Origin of the sequence: Streptomyces sp. ICC4, from assembly GCF_003287915.1 — a bacterium.
Classification (GTDB): Bacteria; Actinomycetota; Actinomycetes; order Streptomycetales; family Streptomycetaceae; genus Streptomyces; species Streptomyces tritrimontium.
The window spans coordinates 4,072,519-4,097,358 of the sequence record NZ_CP030286.1; the positions used below are offsets into that span (position 1 = coordinate 4,072,519).

General features: G+C 66.8%; 14 protein-coding genes. 8 read left to right on the top strand and 6 right to left on the bottom strand.

All coding sequences use genetic code 11. The features are described from left to right. Nucleotides 1-170 precede the first annotated feature (170 nt). Nucleotides 171-539, bottom strand: coding sequence for a hypothetical protein (locus DRB89_RS18890; RefSeq protein ID WP_239516219.1), 369 nt, complete (start codon nucleotides 537-539; stop codon nucleotides 171-173). 12 nt (nucleotides 540-551) lie between these two features. Between DRB89_RS18890 and DRB89_RS43020 the strand changes: the two genes are divergently transcribed. Then, the gene (locus tag DRB89_RS43020; RefSeq protein ID WP_162688639.1) at nucleotides 552-710 is read left to right on the top strand and encodes a hypothetical protein; all 159 of its coding nucleotides are present in this window, start codon (nucleotides 552-554) and stop codon (nucleotides 708-710) included. 248 nt (nucleotides 711-958) lie between these two features. Here DRB89_RS43020 and DRB89_RS18895 read toward each other — a convergent pair whose 3' ends face one another. Then, on the bottom strand, nucleotides 959-2,530 hold the full coding sequence (locus DRB89_RS18895; RefSeq protein ID WP_162688640.1) for a hypothetical protein: 1,572 nt from the start codon (nucleotides 2,528-2,530) through the stop codon (nucleotides 959-961). A gap of 480 nt (nucleotides 2,531-3,010) precedes the next feature. Between DRB89_RS18895 and DRB89_RS18900 the strand changes: the two genes are divergently transcribed. Next, the gene (locus DRB89_RS18900) at nucleotides 3,011-4,216 is read left to right on the top strand and encodes a VWA domain-containing protein (protein ID WP_112450529.1); all 1,206 of its coding nucleotides are present in this window, start codon (nucleotides 3,011-3,013) and stop codon (nucleotides 4,214-4,216) included. Nucleotides 4,217-4,348: 132 nt separating this feature from the next. Here DRB89_RS18900 and DRB89_RS18905 read toward each other — a convergent pair whose 3' ends face one another. The 3 genes from DRB89_RS18905 to DRB89_RS18915 form a co-directional block, all read right to left on the bottom strand. After that, on the bottom strand, nucleotides 4,349-5,437 hold the full coding sequence (locus DRB89_RS18905; protein ID WP_162688641.1) for a DUF4238 domain-containing protein: 1,089 nt from the start codon (nucleotides 5,435-5,437) through the stop codon (nucleotides 4,349-4,351). 77 nt (nucleotides 5,438-5,514) lie between these two features. Then, nucleotides 5,515-5,775: a hypothetical protein gene (locus DRB89_RS18910; protein ID WP_112450531.1), complete on the bottom strand. Its 261-nt coding sequence runs from the start codon at nucleotides 5,773-5,775 to the stop codon at nucleotides 5,515-5,517. A 1,281-nt stretch (nucleotides 5,776-7,056) separates the two neighbouring features. Continuing rightward, entirely contained in the window at nucleotides 7,057-8,121 is a 1,065-nt protein-coding gene (locus DRB89_RS18915) for an IS110 family transposase (protein WP_112450532.1), read from the bottom strand. Nucleotides 8,122-8,486: 365 nt separating this feature from the next. Between DRB89_RS18915 and DRB89_RS18925 the strand changes: the two genes are divergently transcribed. Then, entirely contained in the window at nucleotides 8,487-8,828 is a 342-nt protein-coding gene (locus tag DRB89_RS18925; protein ID WP_239516220.1) for a hypothetical protein, read from the top strand. A gap of 80 nt (nucleotides 8,829-8,908) precedes the next feature. Here DRB89_RS18925 and DRB89_RS44645 read toward each other — a convergent pair whose 3' ends face one another. After that, the gene (locus DRB89_RS44645; RefSeq protein WP_239516221.1) at nucleotides 8,909-9,784 is read right to left on the bottom strand and encodes a transposase; all 876 of its coding nucleotides are present in this window, start codon (nucleotides 9,782-9,784) and stop codon (nucleotides 8,909-8,911) included. Between the two features lie 1,392 nt (nucleotides 9,785-11,176). Here DRB89_RS44645 and DRB89_RS18940 point away from each other — a divergent pair. The 5 genes from DRB89_RS18940 to DRB89_RS18955 all read left to right on the top strand — a co-directional run bounded on the left by DRB89_RS18940 (nucleotide 11,177) and on the right by DRB89_RS18955 (nucleotide 24,838). After that, the gene (locus DRB89_RS18940) at nucleotides 11,177-21,313 is read left to right on the top strand and encodes a LamG-like jellyroll fold domain-containing protein (RefSeq protein ID WP_239516222.1); all 10,137 of its coding nucleotides are present in this window, start codon (nucleotides 11,177-11,179) and stop codon (nucleotides 21,311-21,313) included. A gap of 24 nt (nucleotides 21,314-21,337) precedes the next feature. Further along, complete coding sequence (locus tag DRB89_RS43030) at nucleotides 21,338-21,859, top strand: SMI1/KNR4 family protein (protein WP_162688644.1); 522 nt, start codon at nucleotides 21,338-21,340, stop codon at nucleotides 21,857-21,859. Between the two features lie 419 nt (nucleotides 21,860-22,278). Further along, a complete protein-coding gene (locus DRB89_RS18945; protein WP_343234716.1) occupies nucleotides 22,279-23,346 on the top strand; it encodes a sensor histidine kinase in 1,068 nt (355 codons plus the stop codon). Continuing rightward, entirely contained in the window at nucleotides 23,334-23,990 is a 657-nt protein-coding gene (locus tag DRB89_RS18950) for a response regulator transcription factor (protein ID WP_204357959.1), read from the top strand. Before DRB89_RS18945 ends, DRB89_RS18950 begins: the two co-directional genes overlap by 13 nt. After that, complete coding sequence (locus DRB89_RS18955) at nucleotides 23,987-24,838, top strand: hypothetical protein (protein WP_112463352.1); 852 nt, start codon at nucleotides 23,987-23,989, stop codon at nucleotides 24,836-24,838. The genes DRB89_RS18950 and DRB89_RS18955 overlap by 4 nt, the downstream gene beginning before the upstream one ends. The last annotated feature ends 2 nt before the right edge of the window (nucleotides 24,839-24,840 follow it).

Sequence of the window (24,840 nt, forward strand, 5' to 3'; positions counted from 1 at the left end):
GAGTTACACCGTTCCTTTTACAGGCCCTCACCGCTAACCCGCGTCGGCGAGGTGGTGGCGCCTCCAGCCGACATGTGAAGGCCCACGCGTCAAGCAGACCTGAACCTTGCCCCGACCTGACGGCCAAGGCTGCGCCTGGGCGCGGGGCCCACCCCATCGAACCCATAGGTCTACATGGCGGTCTTGTAGACGATGGTCGTGTTCGGGCAGTCCTCGGCGAGCCCGAGGAGTGCCTGGACTTCGGCGTCGTCGGCAGCGAGGTTCCACTTCAGCTTCGTGGCGACCCATGTCGCGGCGTACGTGCAGTGGTAGGCCCCATCCGAGGGCAGCCACTGCGCCGGGTCCTTGTCGCTCTTGCTCCTGTTGGAGGCGGCGGAGACCGCGAGCAGGGTGTCGGGGCTGTTCTGGTCGTTCGCGTACGCCTCACGCCGCGCCGCCCGCGGAGGCCGGGGGTCGTGCCAAGTTCGTGCTTGTGGTGCGGGCCTTGCGCTTGCGATTATCGCGACTGCTATCCCGCCGACCGGGTGGGCCGCAACCACATGGGGGAACGTATGCGCGTCTCACGCCTGCTCGCCGCTGCTGTGCTCACCGCGCTCGCCGCTGGCATTGCCGTCCAGTTGGGCGAGGCCGTCGGTCAGGCCGACTCTCCGGCGCAGCTCGGCTACATCAACATCAACACCCAGGTTCTCCCCCCGCAGCAGCTGGCCTGATCTGTTCGTAGCCAGGCCGCCCGCCCAGGCCTCGACGAAGACGCCGTCCGCAACCTGTGAATGGGGCGCCGGTGACATCGGATGTCGGCACGGTGGGCATCGTCGGGGACAGCCTGGACTGGGCCGGTTTTACCCTGCCCAGTAGGCCGCTGTCACGCTGATGGTGAGAACCGTCGTGCTTCGGCTCATCGCAGCACACCAATGGGCTGGTGCCGTCCCCGTCGCCGCTCGCTAACGGCGATCCCAAGTCAGCTAGAGATTCCAGGCATCTGGTCCAACAGGCCCTGCACCGCTGCGTCGGCGGCGCGCTGGTAGAGGGTGCTGCGCAGTTGCTCATAGGTCCGCCTGATCAAGCCAGCTTCTGGCGCGGGGTCGGCGGCAGCAGCGGCGAGTTCCTGAGCGTGGCCGATGATTTCCTCGCGTTCTGCAACGGCCACATCCATGGTGGAGGCGGCCTCAAGAACCTTCTGCGCGAACTCGGCGAGGTCCTTGAGGTCGGCTCCGATGTTCATCGTGTTGCCGGTCCCGAACTGGTTGTTGCCACCGTAGTTGTAGACGGTGCCGATGCTGAATCCGGGCTGATCGGTCATGAACTTCCTTACGTAGACGGGATCGGTCAGCCCACACTCAATACCGAGTGACGTCAGCCGCGCCAGTGCTTCGGGATGCCCGTTCGCAGGTTCAACCGTGACCAGCCTCTTCTCCGCGAGGTAGCGCGCGCAGGCGAGAATCTCGTCCAGGGACAACGGCTCACCTTCGAAGTGCGACAGGGGAAGGCGCAGGAATTGACCCAGGTCGAGAACGCAGTTCGGATACCGCTCCATGGCGGCAGCCACCAGAGCGCTCGTCGTGTAGTCGAACCGTACCGCCCGACTCGTTGAGGCCCGCAGCAGGGCCTCCGCGCGCTGAGCTCCAGTCGGCGTGAGCCGGACCCTCAGCCCCGCACCGGTCTTCTCGAACTCGATGGTCCCGTGTCGTTCGGACATTTCAAGGACCCCGCGGAGACGCGGCTGCGTGATCGCCTGTTCCTGCTGATACGTGTGCAGGTTCGTCCACTGCGAGATGTCTCCGTCGGCCTGCCTGAAGACCTTCATCAGCAGCCGGGCTGCATGCGCTTCGAGGGAAGGGTCAGCGGTCTGCTGCGGGAGGAAGACCTCCGCGACCGCGAGCGGATCGAATCGTTCACCACGGACCGCACGGCGCGGCATCAGCGACTCGCGGATCTTCCAGTAGTCGCCGATGTCACGGATGCTCCGGAAGTGCCTGATCGACCGGCCGGGGCCGATGTAGGAGCCAGGGACAGACCAGCCGCCCGAACCCAATCCAGACCCCGTACACCAGGGTTCGCGTCGGATCAGGTCGAGTACTGCGTCGAAGCAGGGCACATCGCGGTCCTTGGTCATCGCCTTGAGCAGAGTCGACGTCTCCAGGTGGTAGTACTCCTGGGTAGAGGGGTTTCGCCGAGCGCCAGGGACACCAGGACTGGCTAGCAAGCGGACCACGTTCAGGAAGCTGTAGACAGTATCGAACGCGCTGTCGCTGATGCCGCAGTGCGCCACCCCGCCGATGGTCAGCTCCAGCGGAAGGTCCGCGGGTGGCACGGGACGTGAACCGTCCGGATGCCCGTACACAAGGTGCTCTGGTAGCTCTGCGAGCACGTCGGCTATGTCCCACCCTCGGGTGTCGAAGGCCAGGTCGAGTTCTCCGAAGGTCGGCCATGTGGAGTGCTCTGCGCGGTGTTCCCAAATGCTGTTCAGCAGGGTGTGCCCGGCGTTTGACGGCGCGGGAAGTGACTCGGATCCGGGGATGCGTGCGTTCACCGTGTCAGTGTGGCTGCCTCGTACCCGAGTGTCAGCCAAGCCAGTGGTTGCCGGCAGCTGCAGACGGTGTGGGAGAGCGTCGCCTTGTGTGCTGAGGGGGTGGGGTGGGTGTGGCGTCGGGATGCGTTGCACTGCGGACGCAGGTTCCCCCCGGGGTGGTCGTCGCTTGTGAATGACAGATTCCGCTTCCTTGGGCCGGTCCTCGGCCGGTTCACCGCCCCCGCTCCATCCCATGACGCCCTGCCGGGTACGGCGCCGTGTCGTGGCCCTGCCGCTGTCCGGGGGGCGGGGTGAGCGGGCGGTTGGGGGCCTGGCCTGCCTGGACCCTCGATGGGCGGGAGGCCGTCGGCTGGTTTCAAGCTGGCCTTGAGTGCCTGGTGGAGCTCGAACATCCGGTTTGCCTGTGGAGCGAGGGGAACGCGGGAGAGAATCGCGTGATCGCGGGGTTCTCCAGAGAGGCAATTCGTGAACAGGTCGTTGATGAAGGGGCAGAACACGGAACTGGTTGCAGGTTCGGTTGTGCTGTCAGTCGCTGCCACGGGTCTTTCCGTGGATGTCTCGGCCCTGCTCCTCGGTCCTGGTGGCAAGGTTCGCAGTGACGACGACTTGGTCTTCTACAACCATCCAGCGCAAGACGGGGTGTCCGTAGCCGGTCACAGCGTCAGTGCCTCCCTGGATCGGGTACCTGGCGACGTGGAGACCGTCGCCGTGGTTGCGAGCGCCGACCCGTTGCGGTCCGGCGCCGTCTTCGCGGCCGCCCCACGGCTCAGCATTGCGCAGCAAGGGACGCCGACCATCGAATTCACTGCCCCGGACTTCACTGCTGGGGAGACGGTGGTCGTTCTGGCCGAGCTGTACCGGAAAGGTTCTGGCTGGAAAGTCCGGGCTGTGGGGCAGGGATATGCCTCGGGGCTGGCCGGCCTGGCAACGGACTACGGCGTCACCATCGACGATGAGCCGGCGGTTCTCACTGCAGTAGTAGTCCCGGCGCAGACCAGTCGACCCAGCCAGGACGCTGTAGTGGACCTGTCCAAGGTAGGGAGCAAGGCGCCGTCATTGCTGGAACCCGCCCGACAGGCTGGGCAGGCCCTGGTCCATACGGGCATGGGCGGACGGCGGGCGGCCGTGTACCTGATCTTGGATCACGACTGGCACATGGAGGAAATGTACGAATCATTCGCGGTTCAGGCTTTCGCGGAGCGCGTGCTGGCTCTGTCAGCGAACCTGGATGATGACGGCACGGTTCCCGTCATCTTCTCCAGCGGGCAAGAGCCGTTCCTCGAAGAGATCAGCCTCGACAACTACCGCGGACGCATCGGCCAGCTCCATACGCAGGTGGACTGGGGCTGGGGCAACGTCGCGGAAGCCATGCGCCGTGCGGTCGGTCACTACCAGGAGAGCGGCGCCGCCGACCCGGCCTTTGTGATCGTTCAGGTCGGGGACGAACCATGGGACAAGGCTGCGTTCCGCTCACTGCTCCAGAACACGGCGACGCTGGGGGTCTTCTGGCTCTTCGTCGGCTTCGGCCGAGGCAAGCTTGCGTTCTTCAAGAACTTGAATGCTTCAGCGTCTGCCACATTCACCAACGCCGGCTTCTACGACGCGAGCAAGAATCCAGGTTCCGTCCCTGGCGACAAGTTCTACAACGGCCTTCTTGAGTCCTTTGGCGCCTGGATGGGGACGTAGGAAAATCGGCGCTCAGCCCAAGCAGCGGCTGCCCCGGGCTATCCGCGTGCTGCCTGACTCCATTGGTGGAGCCTTCTGTGCGCCGTGGGGTGGGCGGACCGGGGTGGCTGCTCGGGTCAAAGAAGCAGCTCCCTACTTGCGACCGAAGAGTTGCGGGCGTGGGTGCGAAAGGGGGTTCGCGGCGATCACTCCGTCTTCGGGGCGGGTACCGCCGAGATGGAAGAGAGGGCCGAGCTCGGGCAGTGGCTGGGCGAGGAGGTGCTGGTCCTCGGGGTGGCTGAAGGCGCAGAAATACGTCTGCTCGATCAGGCGCCGGTTGAGTGCCTCGGCGGCCATCATGCTCTCGTCCGGGCTGAGGCGCACGTGCGACGGTAGAGAGATTTCCGGATCGCCCATGACGATGATGGTGCGGCGTCCAACCGGCATGGCGATCTGGTCCGCCAGGGCCAGGCCGTGATGGCCGGCCTTCTGGACATGGAACAAGGTCGCCCGACGCGCCTTCCTCGCGCCCTGCCGCCGTCTGGTTCGGACGCGCTGGCGGGCAGGCGCCAGGACGGGCGCAGGGTTGCCGTCCTCGCGAAACGCGGCGATGGGCTCGTCGCAGGTCACCAGCGCGCCTGCGGTCAGCGAGACCACGCACAGCGGTCTCTCGGCGAAGTACGGGTAGAGCTTCTGCGCCAACGGGCTGAGCGTGCTCAAGTGCATGTTGGGGTGTGCGGCGAACTCCAGCTCGCGAAACTCGCGTAGCTGCGCCCGGTACTCCGCTACCTCGCGGCGTCCCCCGTGGACAGGTTCGTTGAGCTGGACCAGGCGCGTATAGAGGTCGGACATGACCTCCAGCTCACGGCGTCGGCGCGGACCTCGTGCGTACTGGAACGCCATGAACAGGGCAATGTCCGCGTGATCCTGCGAGTGCACGGGGCTGCCCCAGGTCACACTCGACGTTGCGCGGCGAAGAGCAGACGCAGCCCATCCTTCGACACGCGTCAGTAGTTGCTCCAGCCGACCGTCGGGCTCACCGTCGATGTTGATGAAGGTGTAGAAGTCCTTGATCGCCAAGTCGGCTATCTTGCGAAGACCCGCTTTCGGTGACCGTCGATCTCGAACCCACAGCTGCTCGTTGGGATTCCCGAAACGTCGAAGGTAGAAGGCGGGAACCGTATGGTGCCGAGCGCCTACCTGCAGGCTTTGATCGGCGCTGGCTATGTCCCACTCGTCCATGACGAAAGCCTGGCACATCTCACTGACACGCCGTCACGACGACGTCTGGCAGGACCGGGCCGACCGGCTCGGCACGTTCAGGAGAACAGGGCTTCCGCGTCGCGCGCTGCTCTCTGCCGCCAGCGCTTCTGCCGTTCGACGACCACCAGCGTCCGTCGCTGCAGGGTGGCTACCGCCTGGGCTGTGCCTGCGTGGCCGTGGTAGGTACCGAAGGTCTCCGTGAGGTCCTCGAATGCCCCCAGGACGGCGAGAACGGCGGCGCTGACGGTCTCGCTGTCGGCATAGAGGGACGGATTCCCCTCGTCGTCGAAACCGACGGCCTGCTGGACGAGCCACATGCTGCTGTGAGCTGCACCCGAGGAGAGCCGGTACCCAGGAGGGGAGGTGCGTTGTGTGCGCCTTCGCCAGGTCGGTGAGGTTGAGAGCGAGGGGAGCTTTGTGGGCTCCCAGGACAGCGCGGGCGGGTCGGTTCCTGTTGTCCAGGTCGATGCTGAGACCGGCACCCGTCACGATGCGCTCAGCGCGCTCCCACGCCTTCTCTGCCTCGGGAAGCACCCGGGCATCGAACTCCCTTGCCGCGGTGAGATGCGCTCGCAAGCACCGCCGCAGCGCGACGCACGCACCGATCCTCCGGCGAGGCGGCTGCATGTCGGCTGTGGCAGATACGGATGGTGCCTTCCTGGACGACGCGCGACAGGGACACCGTGGGCCATATCGACACCGGTTCTCCCGTGAGGGTTCGCTCCATGGCCACGACGTGATCGAGCGCGTGGGAGATGGTCAACGACGCAGTGAACGCGGACCACGACAGGAGCCTGCGGCGCCCCGTGCGGTGACGGTGATGCGAGGCCGCGATCCATGCTTCGTCGGTGCCCGCCACGCCCGCCGTCGGATCGGCCTGACTGAGTTCCTCAACGAAGGTAGCGAGGGAGCCCCGCGCGTTGCGTAGCGCACGGGCGGCTTGATCGACGATCTCCTTCGGCACGCCAAGGCGACGGGGATCAGGCCGAGAGGAGGTTGTCATTCCGACAGGCTACGTAGTCGGCTGCCCTCCGGCGCGTGAGTTTTTCCAGTAGCCCGACCCGAGGGTCGACGGACAGCCATGGCCGAGTTCTCCTGGGCGCTGTTGCGCAGAAGTTCTGCGGGCCCGTTGGCGAGAGGCGCAGTAAAACGCTTCGTCGCGCGAGAGGCCTACCGCCACCTCACCAGCGTAACCGCGCCCTCTCTTACCGCCTGACGATCTATAGAAGCTTCAGAGTCAAGGCCGGGGAGACGGAGCACCACGTTGTCCGGGAGGCCGGTCCGGTCCGGTACGACCATGTCAACCAGGTGTTCCGACAACTCCCCACGGCAGACGGCGTGATTCTCGGGGCTGAGGAGAGAGCGGGAGGCGAGCGATGGCAGGAGGTCCAGAACCGAGAGAGTCAGAGAGAGTGGGGTCCGCCATCGGGCGGGGTGCCGGGGAACCGCGTGCGGCCACCGGCGCCAGGGTGTGAAGAGGGGTCGTGCTCATCCTCGGTGGGATGAGCACGACCCCTCGTGCGGAGGCTCAGGTTCTCCGCGGTGACCGGTCTGGTGTGGACGGTCACGTAATTCGGCTCTGAAGCTTCTATAGATCGTCAAGCTGTAGGAGAGGGCGCGGTTGCGCCGCTGAATGCGCTGGTGAGGTGGCGGTAGGCGTCTCGCGCGACGAAGCGTTTGAGGCATCGGAAGATGTCCTTCGTCTTGAGTCCTTCGCGGGTGCGTCGAGCGACGTAGTCGCGGGTGCGCGGGTCGTGACGCATGCGGACCAGCACGATTGTGTGCAGCGCGCGGTTGGCCTGGCGGTCTCCGCCACGGTTGAGTCGGTGACGGTCGGTGCGTCCGGACGAGGCTGGCACGGGTGCGGCGGCGCACAGGTGGGCGAAGGAGGCCTCTGAAGCGAGCCTGTCGGGGTTGTCGCCGGCGGTGACCAGCAACTGCCCGGCGGTCTCAGTCCCAACGCCCGGCAACGCGAGCAGGCCGGGTGCGGTGCGAGTGATCAGGTCGCGCAGGTCGGCGTCCGCGTCTGCTATCTCCTCGCTCAAGTGCCGGTATCGCCTGGCCAGACGCTTGAGGGCGATTCTGACGGCCGTGGCCGGGGCAGCCAGATCGGTGCCCGGACGGCTGGCGGCTAGCCGTCGGACCAGCTCGGTGGTGGTCAGCGAGCGCAGTGCTTCGCGTACTGCAGCGGGCGCGGTGATGATCAGTGATCTGATCTGGTTGATGGTCTGGGTGCGGGCCTTGACGGCACTGGCGCGCACCACGCGCAGCCCGCGGATCGCCTCGACCGCGCCATCGCGGTGCTTCGGGATGCCCGTGGCGCGGCCGGCGAGTACCGCAGTGGCGGCGGCATAGGCGTCGATGGGGTCGGACTTCCCGGCCGCGCGACGAGCGCGACGGTCGGGTCGGTCCACCTCAATAACAGCGATCTCGTTGGCATGGAGATAACGGGAAAGCTCGGCGCCGAAGGAGCCTGTGCCCTCCATGCCCACAACCAGTATTTGACCGTGGGAGTACAGCCATTCCAGCAGGTCTCGGTAGCCTGCAGGTGTTGTGGGGAACGCCTCGGTGGCCAGGTGCCGGCCGATGGTGTCGATGACGGCGGCCTGGTGAACGTCGGTGTGGGTGTCGATCCCGCCGATCACCTCGATGGGCTGTGACATGGTGGCCGAGTTCCTTCCGTGCGCGGCGAATGGGCTCGCGCGCACCGGCCGGCAGACGGACACGACTGTGATGGGACCGCTTGAGTCAAGCTTCTATGAGGTCACGATCGCCGGCCGGTACACGCAATGGCACCCGCTCGGAAGGTCGACGATTCAGAGTGAGGACAGCCGAAGCGTCAATCGGGGATCGGGTCAGACCCTCGAGCGGTGCCGCTCCATCCTCACAGTCGGGGATCTTGTGATGTCGCAGGGTCACGGGGCGAGCAGTACGCGTTGGCGTAGGAGGTCGAGGTTTGGCTCCTAGGACCGCGTTCCGGAGGGCCAGGCTGGCGAGGATGTCGGTCCGGGATGAGAGCGTTTCCCGCATGACCGACACAGACGAAGCAGAAACCGACGTTGAGCATGCCGTCATCGCTCACTACCGACTGGCCGACGCCGGCCTCGGCGATCCAAGCCAACGGGAGGCCGTCCGCCAGGCTCAGTCCCTGCTGACCGAGGCGATCGAGCAAGCTGACGTCGGCGAGTTCGACGGGAACGAGTACGGAGGAGGCAAGGTGGTCCTCTACGCCTACGGACCGGACGCCGATGCACTCTTCGCTGTCATGGCACCCATCCTGAACGACCTGCCGTTCCGGCCAGCGCTTGTCGTCCTGCGCTACGGCTCCGTCGATGACACATCGGCTGCCGAGCAGCGCGTCGACCTCTGACGAGCCGAGTCATCAGCTCCCAGCTAGACGGGCACCTGGGGCAAATCGGGCTCTGCCGGGGATCGCGTGGTGTCGCAGGGTTATGGGCCGAGGAGTACCCGTTGGCGTAGGAGGTCGAGGTTGGCTCGTCCGTAGGCCATGCGCTTGATGAGCTTGACGCGGGTGACGTGGCCCTCAACCTGGCCGGAGCTCCACGGTGTTGAGAGACCTGCGGTGACGGCGTCGAAGTCGCGTCGCAGGCCGCTGACCAGTGAGTGGAGGGCTGGGAGGTCGTCAGTAAGGACTCGCTCCATCCAATCGGGAAGTTGGTCTCCGCGAAGGTGGTGGAGCATTTCAGCGAAGTCGTGGACGTGCCGTGCGGCGGCGTCGAGGTGAGGGCAGGCCGTACGGATCTCCTTCAGTTCCGCGGCGTCGGCGGCCGCGAGGTGCTGGGGGTTCGTCATGATCCAGCGGACGACGCGTCGGGGCTTCGGGGCCGGCCTGGGCCGCGGCCGGGACACCGGTTGCTGCTTCCGTCCTGGTTGGCGGGGAGGTCTGAAGGCTCGGAAGTAGCGGCGGAGGCACTGGACGCTCCCGGTGAATCCGCGCTCGCGCAGTTCCCGGTGGAGCTGGGGAATGTCGTGACAGCCCTCCAGCCAGCGGGCGCGGAGGTAGGTCTTGTGCTCATCCAGGAGAGACAGCCTGCCGGTGGCTTTGACCAGGAGTTCGTCGAGGCTGGCGGCTCGGACGAAGCGGCGGACGGTGGAGTGGTCCAGCCGCAGCGTCCGGCCGATCGCCGCCAGCGACCTTCCCTCGGCCAGCAGGGCCTGGACCGCCGCGTATCTCTCTGTCGTGCGGGCCACCAGGCGCCGGGGTTGGCCGTTGACGTCGAGCATGCCGTCCGGCGGGACGAACGGCACGGCCACCGGCCTGGACGGCTCCGGCGTGACCAGGTCCCTCGCGGTCGCCTCCGCCATGACCGGGTCGCCGCGAACGCGGACTGAATGCACCCGTGGTGGGATCCGACCGTTCTTTCCACCGCATCCGCGACGTTCCGCCACAGATGCCAGGCGTCGGCGACCTGCATCGCCTGCGGGGCACCGGTTCGGGCTCCCTCCGCATAGGCGCCGGCCCGATCCCGGCAAATCACCTCCACCTCCGGGTGCAGGCGAAGCCACGCGGCAAGTGGCTCGGCGTCCCGGCCGGGCAGGACATCGACCGGGCGGCGGGCTTCCAGATCAACCAGGATCGTCGCGTAGGAGTCGCCCTTGCGCAGAGCAAAATCGTCCACTCCCAGGAATCTGACGGCGCCGATTGGTGGCGGGACCGAGCGGAGCAGGTCCAGCAGGGCGTCCTTGGCAATGCGGATCCCGAGGGCCGCGGCCAGGCGGGCGCCGGGACGGCCCGCCAGACACAGAGCGATCGAGGCGAGCATCGACCGCAGCACCTGCGTCTGCCGGGCATACGGCCTGGTCAACCCCTCGATCTGCTCGGCGAACGTCACCGCCGGGCACCGGCTGCTCAGACACTTGAACCGGCGCACGGTCAGCTCGATGACTACGGGGCTGCCGGCCACGGGTGCGTCGCCGAGCCGGCGGACGTACCGTCCGTGCACCCGCCACGACGGCATACCGCATCCCGGGCATCTCACCGGAGACGTCTGACACCCCGCGCGAAGCGTGATGACCCCGACCGTTCGCTTGATCGACTCGATGACAACACCGGACAGATGCGGCAACAACCGCCCCAACACCCCTGAACCGCACACCCGAAGACTGCCCAGCTCAGCCCTGCGACATCACAAGATCCCCGACAGAGCCGAATTACGTGAACGCTGACAGCCGCAGGCCGTCGTGATATCCGTCACGCGTAGTCTGGCCCACCTCTGAAGATTGATTATGGTCCGTCAGTAAATGGATCTATCTGCCGGGTGCAGCTTTCAGGAGCCTGCCGAGATCGCAAGCTGGGCGACTGTTGTGCGTTTGCTGTGAGTGCGGATAGGAATGGCCCCCTCTTGATCGTTCTTGTGGGGGCTCTTCGTGCGCATCGCGCGTCCGTCTGTTGTTGTTATCGCTTTCGTCATGGCTGTGTTGGCCGGCACGGAGCAGGCCGCCCTGGCCGCGAATCAGTGGGTTGTCGCCGCGAAGGGTTCTGGTGCGGGGGAGCGCCCTGGTCAGGCCTGGGGTTCGGCGCGCGGGCGCAGCCACGATGCTTCCGGGAACGTGACTGGCGCCGCAGCGGGCGGGGGGCGTAGTGGCGCGCAGAAGGCGCCGGGCGAGCTGCCAGCGGATGGCGGTTCCCTCCAGATAGAGCTCGGTACAGAGCCGAAGCCTCCGGCGCCGGTCCCGTTCACGACGGTTCCCGCTCCCGTGGTTCCGGAGCCGAAGGGATTCGACTCCAACGCCAGTACCGAGGTGACGACGGAGCGCGCGGAACGTGCGCGGACGTTCCTCAACAAGGACGGCACATACACGACGCGCTTCTACAATGAGCCGGTCAACTTCCTTGCCCCTGACGGGAAATGGAATGTCATAGACGCGCGGCTGACGAAGCCCGCAGGCGCGCGGACCATGAGCGTGGGCGGCGCGGGGTGGGAGACGCAGTCCACACAAGACGTGGTGCGTTTCGCCGAGTACGCCGACGCGGAATCGCTGGCCATTCTCGGCATGAGTGGCACCGTCTCCATCGGCTATGGGATCGAAGGCGCCGCTCACTCTGCAGGCACGGTGGATGGAAGCGTCATCACCTATCCCGAGGTCCGCAAGTCATCCGATGTGGTCCTGATAGCCGGCAGTGACTCCGTCAAGGAGACACTGATCCTCAAGGACAAGTCCGCACCCACTCAGTGGCGGTTCCCCCTGGCACTGAACGGCCTGACTGCGAAGCTCGACGGTCTGGGCGGGATCGCCTTCACCGATGCGGCCGGGAAGCAGCAGGGCTGGATGCCCGCAGGCTGGATGGAGGACTCCAAGCGCGCCGAGAACTCCAACGAGGGCGTCATTTCCTCCGGCGTGACCTACACGCTGGAGACCTCGGGCAACCGCCAGATCCTCGTCGCCACCCTGGACGCACAATGGCTGTCGGCGCCCGAGCGGGTCTTCCCGGTGAAGGTGGACCCGTCCGTGACGGGCGTGTCATCCACCTCGGGCACCTACGTCGAGCACCCGTACAACCAGAACTTCGCCAGTGACACCAACATCAAGGCCGGTACCTACGACGGCGGCGGTCACAAGGCGGCCGGGTTCCTGAAGTTCGACGGGCTCGGCAGCGGCGCGATGAAGAACGGCTATGTGGTCGCCGCGAAGCTGTCGCTGTACAACACGTGGTCCTCCTCATGCACGGCTCGTCCGGTGACCGTGCACCAGATCACCTCGAACTGGTCGGAGTCCAGCACCTCCGCCTGGCCGGGGCCGGCGACCGGACCCGCACTGGGTTCGAAGAGCTTCGCGCATGGCTGGCGTCCCGACGGGACCAACACCTGGTCCTGCGGTCCGGCCTGGGAGGGAATTCCGCTCGGCCCTGATGGGCGCCAGCTCGTGGATGACTGGACGCACAACCGCAAGCCGAACTACGGCCTCGCAGTCAAGGCCTCGGACACGGATTCCAAGAGCTGGAAGAACTTCGGCTCGGACGATTACCCCAACGGGGCTCCCAGCCTGGACGTGACGTGGACGAGCTATGGAGCCGTCTACCAGGCGGGCGGGTTCGTTCAGCCGATGACGGCGACGTCCGAAGGCCGGTTCAAGGCCACTGTGACCAACCAGGGCCAGGCCACGTGGTCCAAGAACGCCAACTACAAGCTCCGCTACGACCTGTTCGACGCCAACAACAACCTGATCAACCGGAATGGCGACTGGAGCAAGGTCCGCTGGACGGATATGCCGCAGGACGTGCCCCCGGGCGGCTCGGTGACCGTTGACGCCGCGATCGCTCCGCTGACGCCCGGGACGTACACGCTGGTGTGGACCATGGACGACTACGGCTCGACCAGCTTCGTCGATCAGGGTGTACCCGGCATGCCCATCAGGGTCGATGCGGTCAACATTCCGCCTTACCTCACCGGCGCGGCCCCGCCCAGTGGCTCCCTCAGCGACACCCTCACCCCGACCCTGTGGATCTCCGCAGAGGACAAGGACCGCTATCCCAGCGCCCTGACGTACACATTCGAGGTATGTGAGGTCGAAGGGGCGGACACCCGCAAGAACTGCCGGCAGTCCCCAGCCGCGCCCTCGCAGAGCTGGGCCGTGCCCGCAGGCTGGCTTTCCTGGTCCAAGACGTACGCCTGGTACGGATACGCCAACGACGGCCAGGCCCAGTCGGCCCAGACACAGCCGTCGATCCTGACCCCGCAGGTCCCGCAGCCGGCGATCACCTCACACCTCGGCGGCTCGGACAGCAGCCACGGCTTCGGTGAGCGCGCGGGCAACTACACGACCGCCGCCACCGACGCCGCCGTACCCGTAGTCGGACCCGATCTCGCGGTCACCCGGACGTACAACTCCCAGGACCCCCGCCAGAACAACGCCTTCGGCACCGGCTGGGCGACCCGCTGGGACATGCGGGCCAAGGCAGAGGCCGACGGAAACGTCGTCATCACCCTCGCAGCAGGCAGCCAGATCCGCTTCGGCCGGAACAATGACGGCACCTACAGCGCACCCTCCGGCTCCATGGGTGTCCTGACCGCAGTCACCGGCGGCTGGACGCTGCGCGACGCGAGCGGGGCCCTCTACACCTTCGACACTGCCGGGCTGCTGACGAAGGCCGCGGACGGCAACGGCCGCGAGCAGCTCCTCACCTATACCGGCGGGCTCCTGACCAAGGCCACGGACGCGCTGTCCAAGCGCGCCCTGACCTTCACCTGGAGTGTGGGCCGAGTCAGCTCGGTCTCCACCGACGCCATCGGGCCCGGCTCTCCGGCGCTGAAGTGGACCTACACGTACAGCAACGGCCGGCTGGCCAAGGTGTGCCCGCCGACCTCGACGACCGCCTGCACGCTGTACGAGTACACAGCCGGTTCGCAGTACCGCAGCACCGTCTTGGATGCGAATCCGGTCTCGTACTGGCGGCTGAACGAGAGCGAGGGCGAGAACGCGCAGAGTGACGCGGTCTCGCGTACCGGCCTGAACGCGGGCCGCTACCGCGACGTCACCCTCGCCAGCGCGGGTGCCATGACGGGGACGGGCAACAAGGCAGCCACATTCAATGGAACCAACTCCTACATGGAGCTCCCCGAAGCGGCCCTGTCCGCCTCGAAGGTCTTGTCCCTGGAGCTGTGGTTCAAGACGGCCAAGCCCGGTGTCCTGGTCGGTTTCCAGGACAAGCGGATCACCGACGGCAAGCCGTACATGTGGAACCCGGCCCTCGTCGTGGACACGACCGGCAAGCTCCGTGGTGGTTTCGAGCTGGCCGGCGAGTGGAAGGCCCCGATCTCCTCGACGGTCACGGTCACCGATGGGGCGTGGCACCACGCGGTTCTCACCAGCAGCGGAACCGGCGAGACGCTGTACCTCGACGGGCAGGCTGTCGGTTCCCGCACAGGGACCGTGGACCACAGTGCCAAGACGTTCGCCTACCTCGGCGGCGGATTCTCCAGCGTGGCCTGGGACGGCAATGCCGCCCAGGAAGTCCGCTACTTCAACGGCAGCATGGACGATGTCGCCGTCTACCACCGGGCCCTGGACGCCGGAACGGTTCGCGCCCACTACGACGCACGTACTGGCACCTCCAAGCTGAGCAAGTCCATCCTGCCCTCGGGCCGCACCGGCGCCCAGGTCACGTACGACAACGACACCGAACGTGCCACCCAGGTCACCGACGAGTCGGGCGGTACCTGGAAGATTTCTCCGCCCCAGTACTCTTCCGGCTCACAGGCGTACACCACTGCCGTCCAGGCGACCGGCCCCGTCAACTACTGGCGCCTGGGTGACAGCAGCGGCGCCGCCGCGGCCGATGAGATATCCAGCGGCGGCAACGGCTCCTACCACGACGGCGTCACCCTCGGCTCGGTCGGCACATTCCTGGACGGCGACAACGGCTCGGTCACCCTCGACGGCACCAAGGGAGCCGTCGACGTACCTGCCGAGACCATCGGCGGCGCGACCGCCCTCGCAGCCGAAATGTGGTTCCGCACCGACAAGCCCAACGGCGTCCTCCTCGGCCTACAGAACACCGACCTGGCCACCACACCCACCCAGTGGAACCCGAGCCTGCTCATCGACGCCGACGGCAAGCTCCGCGGCGAGCTCTGGCGCGGCATCAAGGGCACATCCATCACCAGCACCAACCCGGTGACCGACAACGCCTGGCACCACGTGGTCCTCACCGGCGGCACCACCGGACAGACCATGTACCTGGACGGCGTAAAAGTCGGATACCAGGCCGGAGCGGTCACTCCGCAGACCGTGGTCCAGGCCTACCTCGGCGCCGGCTACTCCCACTGGGCCTGGGACGGACAGCCCGCCGGAGTGCGCTACTTCTCCGGACAGCTCGACGAGGCCGCCTTCTACGGCAAGGAACTGGACGCCGCCACCGTCGCCGACCACTACAAGGCCCGCACCCGCCTCGTCGCCGGAACCGGCAACCAGTACCAGGGCACGGTCATGGCCGACGCCCCCACCAGCTACTGGCAGCTAGACGAGACCACCGGCACCCGCGTCACCAACAAGATCACCGCGAGTGGCGGCAACGGCACCTACACCAAAACAAAACTGAACACCACGGGCGCCTTCGGCATCGGCGACCGCACCGCAGCCGAATTCACCGGCGACGGCTACGCACGGCTCCCCGGCGCCGGGATCATCCCCGACACCGACCTCTCCGTCGAACTCTGGTTCAAGACCACCAAGCCGGGTGTGCTCCTCAGCAACCAGGAAAGCCAACTGCCCAACCCCTCTGTGAACTGGACGCCCGTCCTGTACGTCGGGTCGGACAACAAGCTCCATGGCCAGTACTTCACCGTTGGCTCCACCGCCACCAACACCTCACCCGCCACGGTGACGGACGATCAGTGGCACCACGCTGTCGTCACGGCCAAGGGATCCACTCAGACGCTCTACCTCGACGGCACCCAAGTCGCCGAGGCCACCAACGTGCCTGTTCATCACCAGGCCAACAACTACACCTACATCGGCGCCGGCTACGCCGGAAACTGGCCTGCCTCCCCAGGCAACCTCAGCTACTTCACAGGCCAGCTGGACGAGGTCGCCGTCTACCCCAGCCCGCTCACGGGCGAGCAGGTCGCCAAGCACTACAACGCCCGCACCCGCGCCTCCGGCTCCTCTCTCACCGCGACAGTGACGGTCACGGACCCCATGGGGGCCAAGACCAGCAGCACATATGACGCCGTGCGGGGCCAGCGCCGTACCGCCACCACGAACCCGGATGGCGGTGTGACGACCTACGCCTACGACACAGGCGGATTCCTCCACACCGTCACCGACCCCAACGGGCACGCCACCGTTACCGGCCACGACGAGCGCGGCAACACCGTGTCGACGACCACCTGCCGCGACGACGACTCCTGCTGGACCTCGTTCATCGACTACTACTACAACGCCGCCGATCTACTGGATCCGCGCAACGGCAAGCCGACCGCCATCCGTGACGCGCGCTCTGCGGGTCTGGCCGACAACCGCTACCGGACGACCACGTCATACACGCCGCTTGGCCTGACCGACACCGTGACCCTGGCCGACGGCCGCACGTCAGCCACCACCTACACCACCGGCACCGAGCCGGCCACCGGCGGCGGCACCACTCCCGCGGGCCTGGTCGCGACGAAGAAGAGCCCGGGCGGAGCGACCGCCTCGTACGTGTACTTCGCCTCCGGCGACCTCGCCAAGTCGACAGCCCCCTCAGGCCTCGCCACGACCTACACCTACGACGGCCTGGGCCGCAAACTCGCCGAGACCCAGACCTCCGACGCCACCCCGACCGGGGTCACGACGACCTACACCTACAACGCCATGTCCCGCGTCGCATCCGAGACGGGCCCCGGCGTCAAGAACGAGATCACCGGCACTACCCACACCGCCGCGGTCAACCGCACCTACGACCCGGACGGCCTGCTCCTCACCGAGTCCACCCAGGACACGACCGGCGGCGACACCACACGGACCACCACCTATCAGTACAACGCCCAGGGCCTCAATGAGAAGGTCACCGATCCAGTTGGCAACGTAACCGCCTTCGCTCACGACCCCATGGGGCGCGTGGTGCAGGAGACCGACGCGGCGGGCAACGTCGTCACCCACTCCTTCACCAAGCGCGGAAACCTGGCCGAGTCGGTCCTGAAGAACTGGACCGGCGACCCTGCCGGCCAGACCCGTGACCTCGTCCTGGTCTCCCACGCCTACGACCCGGCAGGGCGCCTGGCCTCCACCACGGACCCGATGGGCGCCACCACCACCTTCACCTACTTCGACGACGGCCGGAAAGCCAAGACGACAGCCAAGGCGGTCACCCAGGCCGACGGCACCACGCACGATATCGTCCTTGAGGCCAACGACTACGACGGCGCCGGCAACCTCACCAGCCAGACCACCGGCGGCGGCCGCACCACGGTGACCAACACGGTCGACGCCACCGGACGCACCACCCGAACCGTCCTAGATCCCAACGGCCTCAACCGGATCACTGCCACGTCCTACAACAGCGACGACCAGGTCACCGAGGCAACGCAGTCGATCGACGGCACGGGCAAGAAGCTGACCGCCACCACCGAGTACGACATCGCGGGCAACCCGAAGAAGGCGACCGTCACCGACGGCATTACCACCCGCACCAGTACGGCCACCTTCGACCAGCGGGGCCTGCCGCTGACCGAAGTCAGCCCGCGCGGCAACACCACCACCAACCGCTACGACGCACTCGGCCGCCTGGTCGAGCAGACCGCCCCGCAGGTCCAGGCCGAAGAGAACGGCGCCGCGGCAACCGCCGTCACGCCCAAGACCCTCACCGGCTACAACACCTTCGCCGAAGCCACCGACACGCGTGACGCCCGGGGCATGGTGACCCGCACCGAGACCGACAAACTGGGCCGTGCCACGGCCGTCACGCTCCCGGACTACACCCCGCCCGGCGGAACCAAGATCACCGGCGTTGCCCGCACGAGCTACGACCAGCTCGGCAACCCGGCCTCGCAAACCGACCCCCTGGGCCGAGCGACGTACTTCACCTATGACCAGCTGGGCAACCTGACCAGCAAGACCGACCCTGCACTTACCGGAACAACGGCCCTGCAGGCTCCGGGAACCAACACGCTCAACGGGGCCGCCACCGCCCTGTCCGGAGGCGGGGTCAGCACCTACAGCTGGACGCCCACCGGTCTCCAGCTCTCCGTGACGGACCCGACCGGTTCTCGTAACGAGGCCACCTACGACCAGCTCGGCCGCAACCTGACCTCGACCATCGTCGAACGCAAGCCCACCCTCAAAAACTTGGTCTCCCGCTACACCTGGGACGACGCCAGCAACCAGACAATCTCCAAGAGCCCTGCCGGACGCACCACCACGGCCACGCACAACACGGCCGGTGAGGTCCTGACAGTGACCGACCCTCTGGGCGGCATCACCAAGTCGGCCTACGACGGCCTCGGCCGCACGACCGAAACCACCGACGCCACCGGCCGCAAGACCACAACCGCCTACAACGTCCTGGGCCAGCCCACAGCCACCACCGACTTCGGCACGGGTACCACCGCACTGCGTACCGCCTCCTCCGAGTACGACGCCGACGGCAACGTGACAGCATCCACCTCGGCCACCGGATCGCGCCGCACCTACACCTACGACGCGCTCGGCCGCATGACCAAGCAGATCGAACCGGTCACAGCGACGGACTCCATCACGACCACCTTCGGCTACGACGCGGCGAGCAACCGTACCCGCCTGACCGACGGCCGCGGCAAGGCGACGTACTACACCTTCACCCCCTGGGGCCTGCCGGAATCGACCATCGAACCCGCCACCACCCAGCACTGGACCCCGGACGTCCGAACCTGGACCACCAGCTACGACGCCGCAGGACAGCCGGTCTCCGAACTCCTGCCCGGCAACGTCAAGCGCCAGCGCACCTACGACGCCCTCGGCCGCCTCACAGGCGAGACCGGCAGCGGCACAGCCGTCGCCACCCGCCCCCGCACCCTCTCCTACGACCTCGCAGGCCGCATGACGGGCTCCGGCACTGACAGCGTCCTGGCCGCCAACACCTACACCTACAACGACCGCGGCCAGCTCCTGAACTCCGACGGCCCCTCCGGCAAGTCCGCCTACACCTACGACGCTGACGGCAACATGGCCTCGCGCACCGACGCGGCCGGCACAACGGCGTTCACCTACGACACGGGCGGCCGCCTCGACACCAGCACCGACCCCCTGACCGGCACCCAGGTCCGCAGCGACTACGACGCGGCTGGCCGGCCCACGGTCGAGCAGTACGCCCGCCCCGCCACCGGCGGTACCTACACGATCAGTGCCAACCGCACCTACTCCTACGACAGTCTGGGCCGCCTTAACAAGGACACCGTCACCCGCACCGCAGGTGGCGACGTCCAGGGCCAGGCCTACGACTACGACCTCTCCGACCAGCTGGTGAAGAAGACCACCACCGGCACGGCGGGCGCAGCCGCCAACACCTACACCTACGACCTTGCCGGCCGCATGACCTCATGGAACGACGGGACGACCAACACCCCCTACGAATGGGACAAGGCCGGCAACCTCACCAAGCGCGGCGCCTTCACAGGCACCTATGACGCACGCAACCGCCTGGAAACCTGGGGCACCGAAACCTACGCCTACAGCGCCCGCGGCAGCGAGAAGACCATCACCGACTCCGCGGACGCCAACGCCACACAGCAGATCCAGTCCGATGCCTTCGAACGCACCATCACCAATGGCACCAGCACCTTCACCTACGACAGCCTCGACCGCGTCCTGACCCACAACACAAAGCCCTTCACCTACGACGGCGGCTCCAACAACCTGGTCACCGACGCCACCACCAGCTACACCCGCACCCCCGCCGGCTCCGTCCTCTCCACCGCCACAACTGGCCAGACCGGCACCGCACGCCTTGCCGTCACAGACCAGCACGACGACCTCGTCGCCAGCCTCACTCCGGACGGCAGCGCCCTCGCCGGCTCCCGCAACTACGACCCGTTCGGTAAGACCACCGCCACCAGCGGCGCCAACCCCAACATCGGATACCAGTCTGGCTGGACCGACCCCAGCACCGACGAAGTCAACATGGCCGCCCGCTGGTACCAGCCCGGCATCGGCAGCTTCACCAGCCGCGACACCTGGCAACTCGACCCGAACCCCTCCGTCCAGGCAAACCGCTACACCTACGCCAACGCAAGCCCGCTCAACGGAACCGACCCCACAGGACACCAATCAACCGATCAGTTGGAGAGGAAGGCTGCGGGCCAGCGAGCAGCGAGCGCGGCGGCAGACCGGGTGAGTCTGCCTAGGTTCACCAAGACGTATGGATCCTTCGGCTGGTCGAAAAGGCTCCCGGGGTGGCTCAAGTACGGCGGGTACTACCAGACCGTATCCATTGCGGGCCCGAGTGTTGGCGCCTCGCCTTGGACCATGCCCCGCCAGATGTGCAATCACTGGATGTGCGGAACAGGATCGGCTCCCAGCGTCGTGGGAATAATCGGTGACGCTGCCAGCGGATCGCGCGGTGGCGGACCCTGCCGCACCAGGTGCGCCCTTCCGTACTCCCCTCCGGGCGATGGAGATCCCAACAAGGATAAATATCCGCCGATCATTACACCTGTGCATGTTCCCGAAATCGACACCGATGCTATTGACGACGCGCGATGGACGGAAGATGACGGCTGGCAGGCTGTTTTCGGATCCTCCGATTTTCTCAAGTTTTTCGAGGACGGTCCTGGATTTAATCCGGATGGGGATATTTCGGCAGACTACGGCCTGGGTCTTCATCTAACCGTCGATCAAGCGACTGAAGGAAGCTTCGGGAGTTCACCCGTCGACAGAGGCGGATGCAAGAAAGGAAATTCGGCCATATATTACGCGCCGCTTGATGCGCTTGGCCGAGCCCAAGGTGCGCGAGCTTGCCTTAATAAAGGGGATTATAATTATTTGGATGATAAAATGAACTGGAAATTCGACACTCAGGAAACAAATTTGGTTGGAACGGGGACGGAGTTCCCTTTCGATCGGAATTCTGGCTGGAATAACCAGCCGCGAGGTTGGGGGCCGGGGCGAGGGCTGCAGCGTGGCCACTTGATAGCCAAGTCCCTCGGGGGTTCTGGCGAGGATGCTCGGAATTTGGTCCCGTTGTACAACAAATCAAATTCCCCCGATATGGCAAGTTATGAAAGGGATCTGGCGAGGCGCGTGGAAGGTGGGGAGACGATATACTACAGCGTCACTCCGAAGTATGTCGGAACCAATCCCATCCCTGTCCGTGTCTACTTGGGCTGGATAGGAGATAGGGAAGGTGCAGGTTTCGCAATAATAGAAAACTATCAACACTAGGGATTAGAAGGGTGTGATGTCGTTATGAACTGGGTGGATAGGGTCGTCGAGGCGCTTCAGTGGAACCGCCTATCGATTCGAATTGCGTGGGATGACATTGAAAGCGAATTGCGCTGCGCGCTGCCTGAGGATTTCAAGGAGGTTTGTGAAATTTTCGGGCGCGGAACGTTTAGCGGATTCCTTGAGGTGGCCTCTTCTTCGGGTGGGTCCGATTCAATGCTTCGCGATCAGTGGTATTCGTTGCAGCGAATTGTCGAAGTGAATAGTCTTGCTGCGGCGGACATTCTGAGGTTCGGTGTCTATCGGCCCGGATCTGCAGGGTTGCTCCCGTGGGCTGATACATACTCGGAATGTCAGATCTATTGGCTGGCCGACCCTGGCCCGTCGAGTGCATGGCCGATCGTTGTCCAGAATTCCGAGGGGGAATGGTCAGAGTTCCGCATGTCGGCCTCTGAGTTTATTTTCAAAGTTCTGGTCGAAGTTGATTTCCCGATTGGTGTTGCGGAATATGGGCCGCCTTACTATGAGCTCGTAGCACGATCATGAGGCGGGTTTGTGGCGTCTCCAGCAGGTGAGGCTGGCTGCATACGGCAGAAGCAGGAACGGTTGTCGGTAGATTCTGGGTTCTGGCACAGATCTTGGGGAGCGATCGCGGAGAGTCATAGCGGTGTTCGAGGATGAGCGTGCTGTCTGATTGAGTCGTGACGCCTACTCAGCGAACCCAGTGGCTTGGCTGGCGCGGCTCATCATGTAGCCGTCCGAATGTTCGGGGCGCAAGTGCTCCGAGCGGGACTGGAGGATGTCTAGTGCTGTGACCGGGAAGGTTCGCCGGGTTGCTCGTGGTGCTGGTTGGAAAGGAGTTCTCCAATCAGCGTGGGGAGGCGGGATGGCGCAACCGGTCCGGGTTCGCGGGCTGACCGAGCAGGAGGGTTATAAGAGCCAGGCACAGCCCCGTCCCCCTGCTGCTGGTCGTCCTGCTGTCCCCGGTGCTCACCGCCCTGCACCGCAGCCGCTGCTGGTCGCTGCTGGGAATCGACATCCCGCGTGTGGCCCGCGAACACCCTGGGCTCAGCGTCCGCGGCCTCATCGAGCGGCTGCGCTCCGAGGCGACCTGGCGGCAGTACGGCTACCACTTCCTGGTCAGCCCGCTCGCCGCCCTCGGCGGGAGCCTGCTGGTCCTCACCTGGGTCGCCGGCGTCGTCTGCGCCACCGTCTACGGGTGGTCCTGGGCCCTGCCCGCCTCCTCCACTCCCGGCTGGACCCGCGAGTACGACGTGCTCACCACGACCGGCGGCCTGCTCCTGCTCGCCGCCCCCTGGTTCGCCGCCCTCCTGGGCCGGCTCGACACCGGCGCCGCCCTCGCCCTCCTGGGCCCCAACCGGGCCCGCGAACTCGAGCGCCGCGTCGAGGACCTCGCCGAGAGCCGCGCCGGGGTACTGGACGCCGCCGACCTCGAGCGCCGCCGCATCGAGCGGGACCTGCACGACGGAGCCCAACAGCGCCTGGTCGCCCTCGCGATGAACCTCGGCATAGCCCGCGCCACCCTCCCCGGCCTGCCCGCCGAGGCCAAGGCCGTCATCGACGAGGCCCACCGCCAGGCGAAGGAGGCCATCGAGGAGCTCAACAGCCTCGTCCGGGGCCTGCACCCGGCCGTCCTGGAGGACCGCGGGCTCGACGCCGCGCTCTCCGGGATCGCGGCCCGCGCGCCCCTGCCCGTCGAACTGTCCGTGGACCTCGCCGTCCGGCCCGGACCCACCGTGGAGGCCGTCGCCTACTTCGTCGTCTCCGAGGCCCTGGCCAACGTCGCCAAACACGCCCGCGCCGAGCGCTGTTCGGTCCGCGTGGCCCGGACGGCCGGCGGAGTGCTCCGGCTCACCGTCACCGACGACGGAGTGGGCGGCGCCGACCCGGCGGGGGGCACCGGACTGACCGGACTGCGCAAGCGCGTAGGGTCGGTCGACGGAAGCATCGTGATCGACAGCCCCGTCGGGGGGCCGACGATCCTGACCGTGGAGCTGCCGTGCGTGCCGTGATCGCCGAGGACTCCGTCCTGCTGCGCATCGGACTGGTCAAAGTCCTCGAGATGGCCGGCTTCGAGGTGGCCGCCGAGACCGCGGACGCCGAGGGCCTGCTCGCCGCCGTCGAGGAACACCGGCCCGAACTCGCCCTCGTCGACGTCAGGATGCCGCCCGGCTTCACCGACGAAGGCGTCCGCGCGGCCCTCATGATCCGGCAGCAGAACCCCGACACCGCCGTCCTGCTCCTCTCCCAGTACGTGGAGGAGCGCTACGCCGCCGATCTGCTGGCCACCCAGACCAGCGCCGGCATCGGCTACCTCCTCAAACAACGCGTCGCCGACGTGGAGGAGTTCATCGACGCCCTGCGCAGGGTCGCCGCGGGCGGCACCGCGCTCGACCCGCAGGTCGTCGCCCAGCTCCTGCTGCGCCGGGGCGGCGGCCCGGACCCGCTCGAGCGCCTCACCCCGCGCGAACGCGACGTGCTCGCCCTCATGGCCGAGGGCCGCTCCAACGCCGGCATCGCCACCGAACTCGTCGTGAGCGAGAGCGCCGTGGCCAAGCACATCAACAACATCTTCGCCAAGCTCGACCTGCCCGTCGCCGACGGCGACCACCGCCGCGTCCTCGCCGTCCTGCGCTTCCTGGACGGCACCCCGTGACCCCGGCCGCCGCGCCCCGGGCCGCCACCCCGGCCGTGACCGCGCCTCCGCCCCGTCCCAAGCGCCGCCTCCTGTGGATCCTCGCCGCCCTCCTCGGCGCGGTCTTCGTCGTCCTCCCCGCCGCCTGGCAGGCCGGGGCCCACGGGGTCACCCGCACCGCCACCCTGCACGGCGGCAGCGCGGGGCATCCGGTGACCGCCCTGCGCATCACGGGCGGCAGCGCGAACATCACGGTCCGCCCGCGCGGGGACCAAGAGGTCGGCTACCGCGCCGAGGTCGCCTGGTCGCGCAAGCAGCCGGTCATCGAGGAAAGCTGGCAGGACAGCATCCTCACCCTGACCCCCCGCTGCCCCCACGAGGACTCCTGGCTGACGGGAGGATTCGCCTGCTCCGTCCAGCTCGGTGTCGGCGTGCCCGCCGGCCTCCCGGTCACGGTCGCCGCATCCTCCGGAAGCGTCGACATCGGCGGCCTCGGAGGCACCGTCGACGCCCGGATCGACTCCGGCCGGCTCCAGCTCACCGGGCTGCGCGGCGCGATCCGCGCCCGCGTGGGCTCCGGCCGGGCGGCCGCCACGGCACTGACCTCGCCCGAGATCGAGCTCGCCATCGGCTCCGGCCGGGCGGCCGTCGACTTCGCCGCCCCGCCGCAGAAGGTCAGCGCCGACATCGGAGACGGCCGGCTCGACCTCACCGTCCCCGATGCCACCGCCTTCCGGGTCACCTCCCGGACCGGGCGGGGCCGTATCGACCTCGGAGCGGGGCTGTCCGACCCGGGCTCCCCGCGCACCCTGGACCTCACCGTCGGATCCGGCCGCGCCGACGCCCGGTACCCCGACCTGCTGCGCTGAGC

Bases quoted from the DNA above. Each gene is read 5' to 3' on its own strand.
- DRB89_RS43030 (WP_162688644.1), top strand. From the start codon at position 21,338: ATGAACTGGGTGGATAGGGTCGTCGAGGCGCTTCAGTGGAACCGCCTA.
- DRB89_RS44645 (WP_239516221.1), bottom strand. From the start codon at position 9,784: ATGGCGGAGGCGACCGCGAGGGACCTGGTCACGCCGGAGCCGTCCAGG.
- DRB89_RS18925 (WP_239516220.1), top strand. From the start codon at position 8,487: ATGACCGACACAGACGAAGCAGAAACCGACGTTGAGCATGCCGTCATC.
- DRB89_RS18910 (WP_112450531.1), bottom strand. From the start codon at position 5,775: ATGTGGCTCGTCCAGCAGGCCGTCGGTTTCGACGACGAGGGGAATCCG.
- DRB89_RS18900 (WP_112450529.1), top strand. From the start codon at position 3,011: ATGAAGGGGCAGAACACGGAACTGGTTGCAGGTTCGGTTGTGCTGTCA.
- DRB89_RS18905 (WP_162688641.1), bottom strand. From the start codon at position 5,437: ATGGACGAGTGGGACATAGCCAGCGCCGATCAAAGCCTGCAGGTAGGC.
- DRB89_RS43020 (WP_162688639.1), top strand. From the start codon at position 552: ATGCGCGTCTCACGCCTGCTCGCCGCTGCTGTGCTCACCGCGCTCGCC.
- DRB89_RS18915 (WP_112450532.1), bottom strand. From the start codon at position 8,121: ATGTCACAGCCCATCGAGGTGATCGGCGGGATCGACACCCACACCGAC.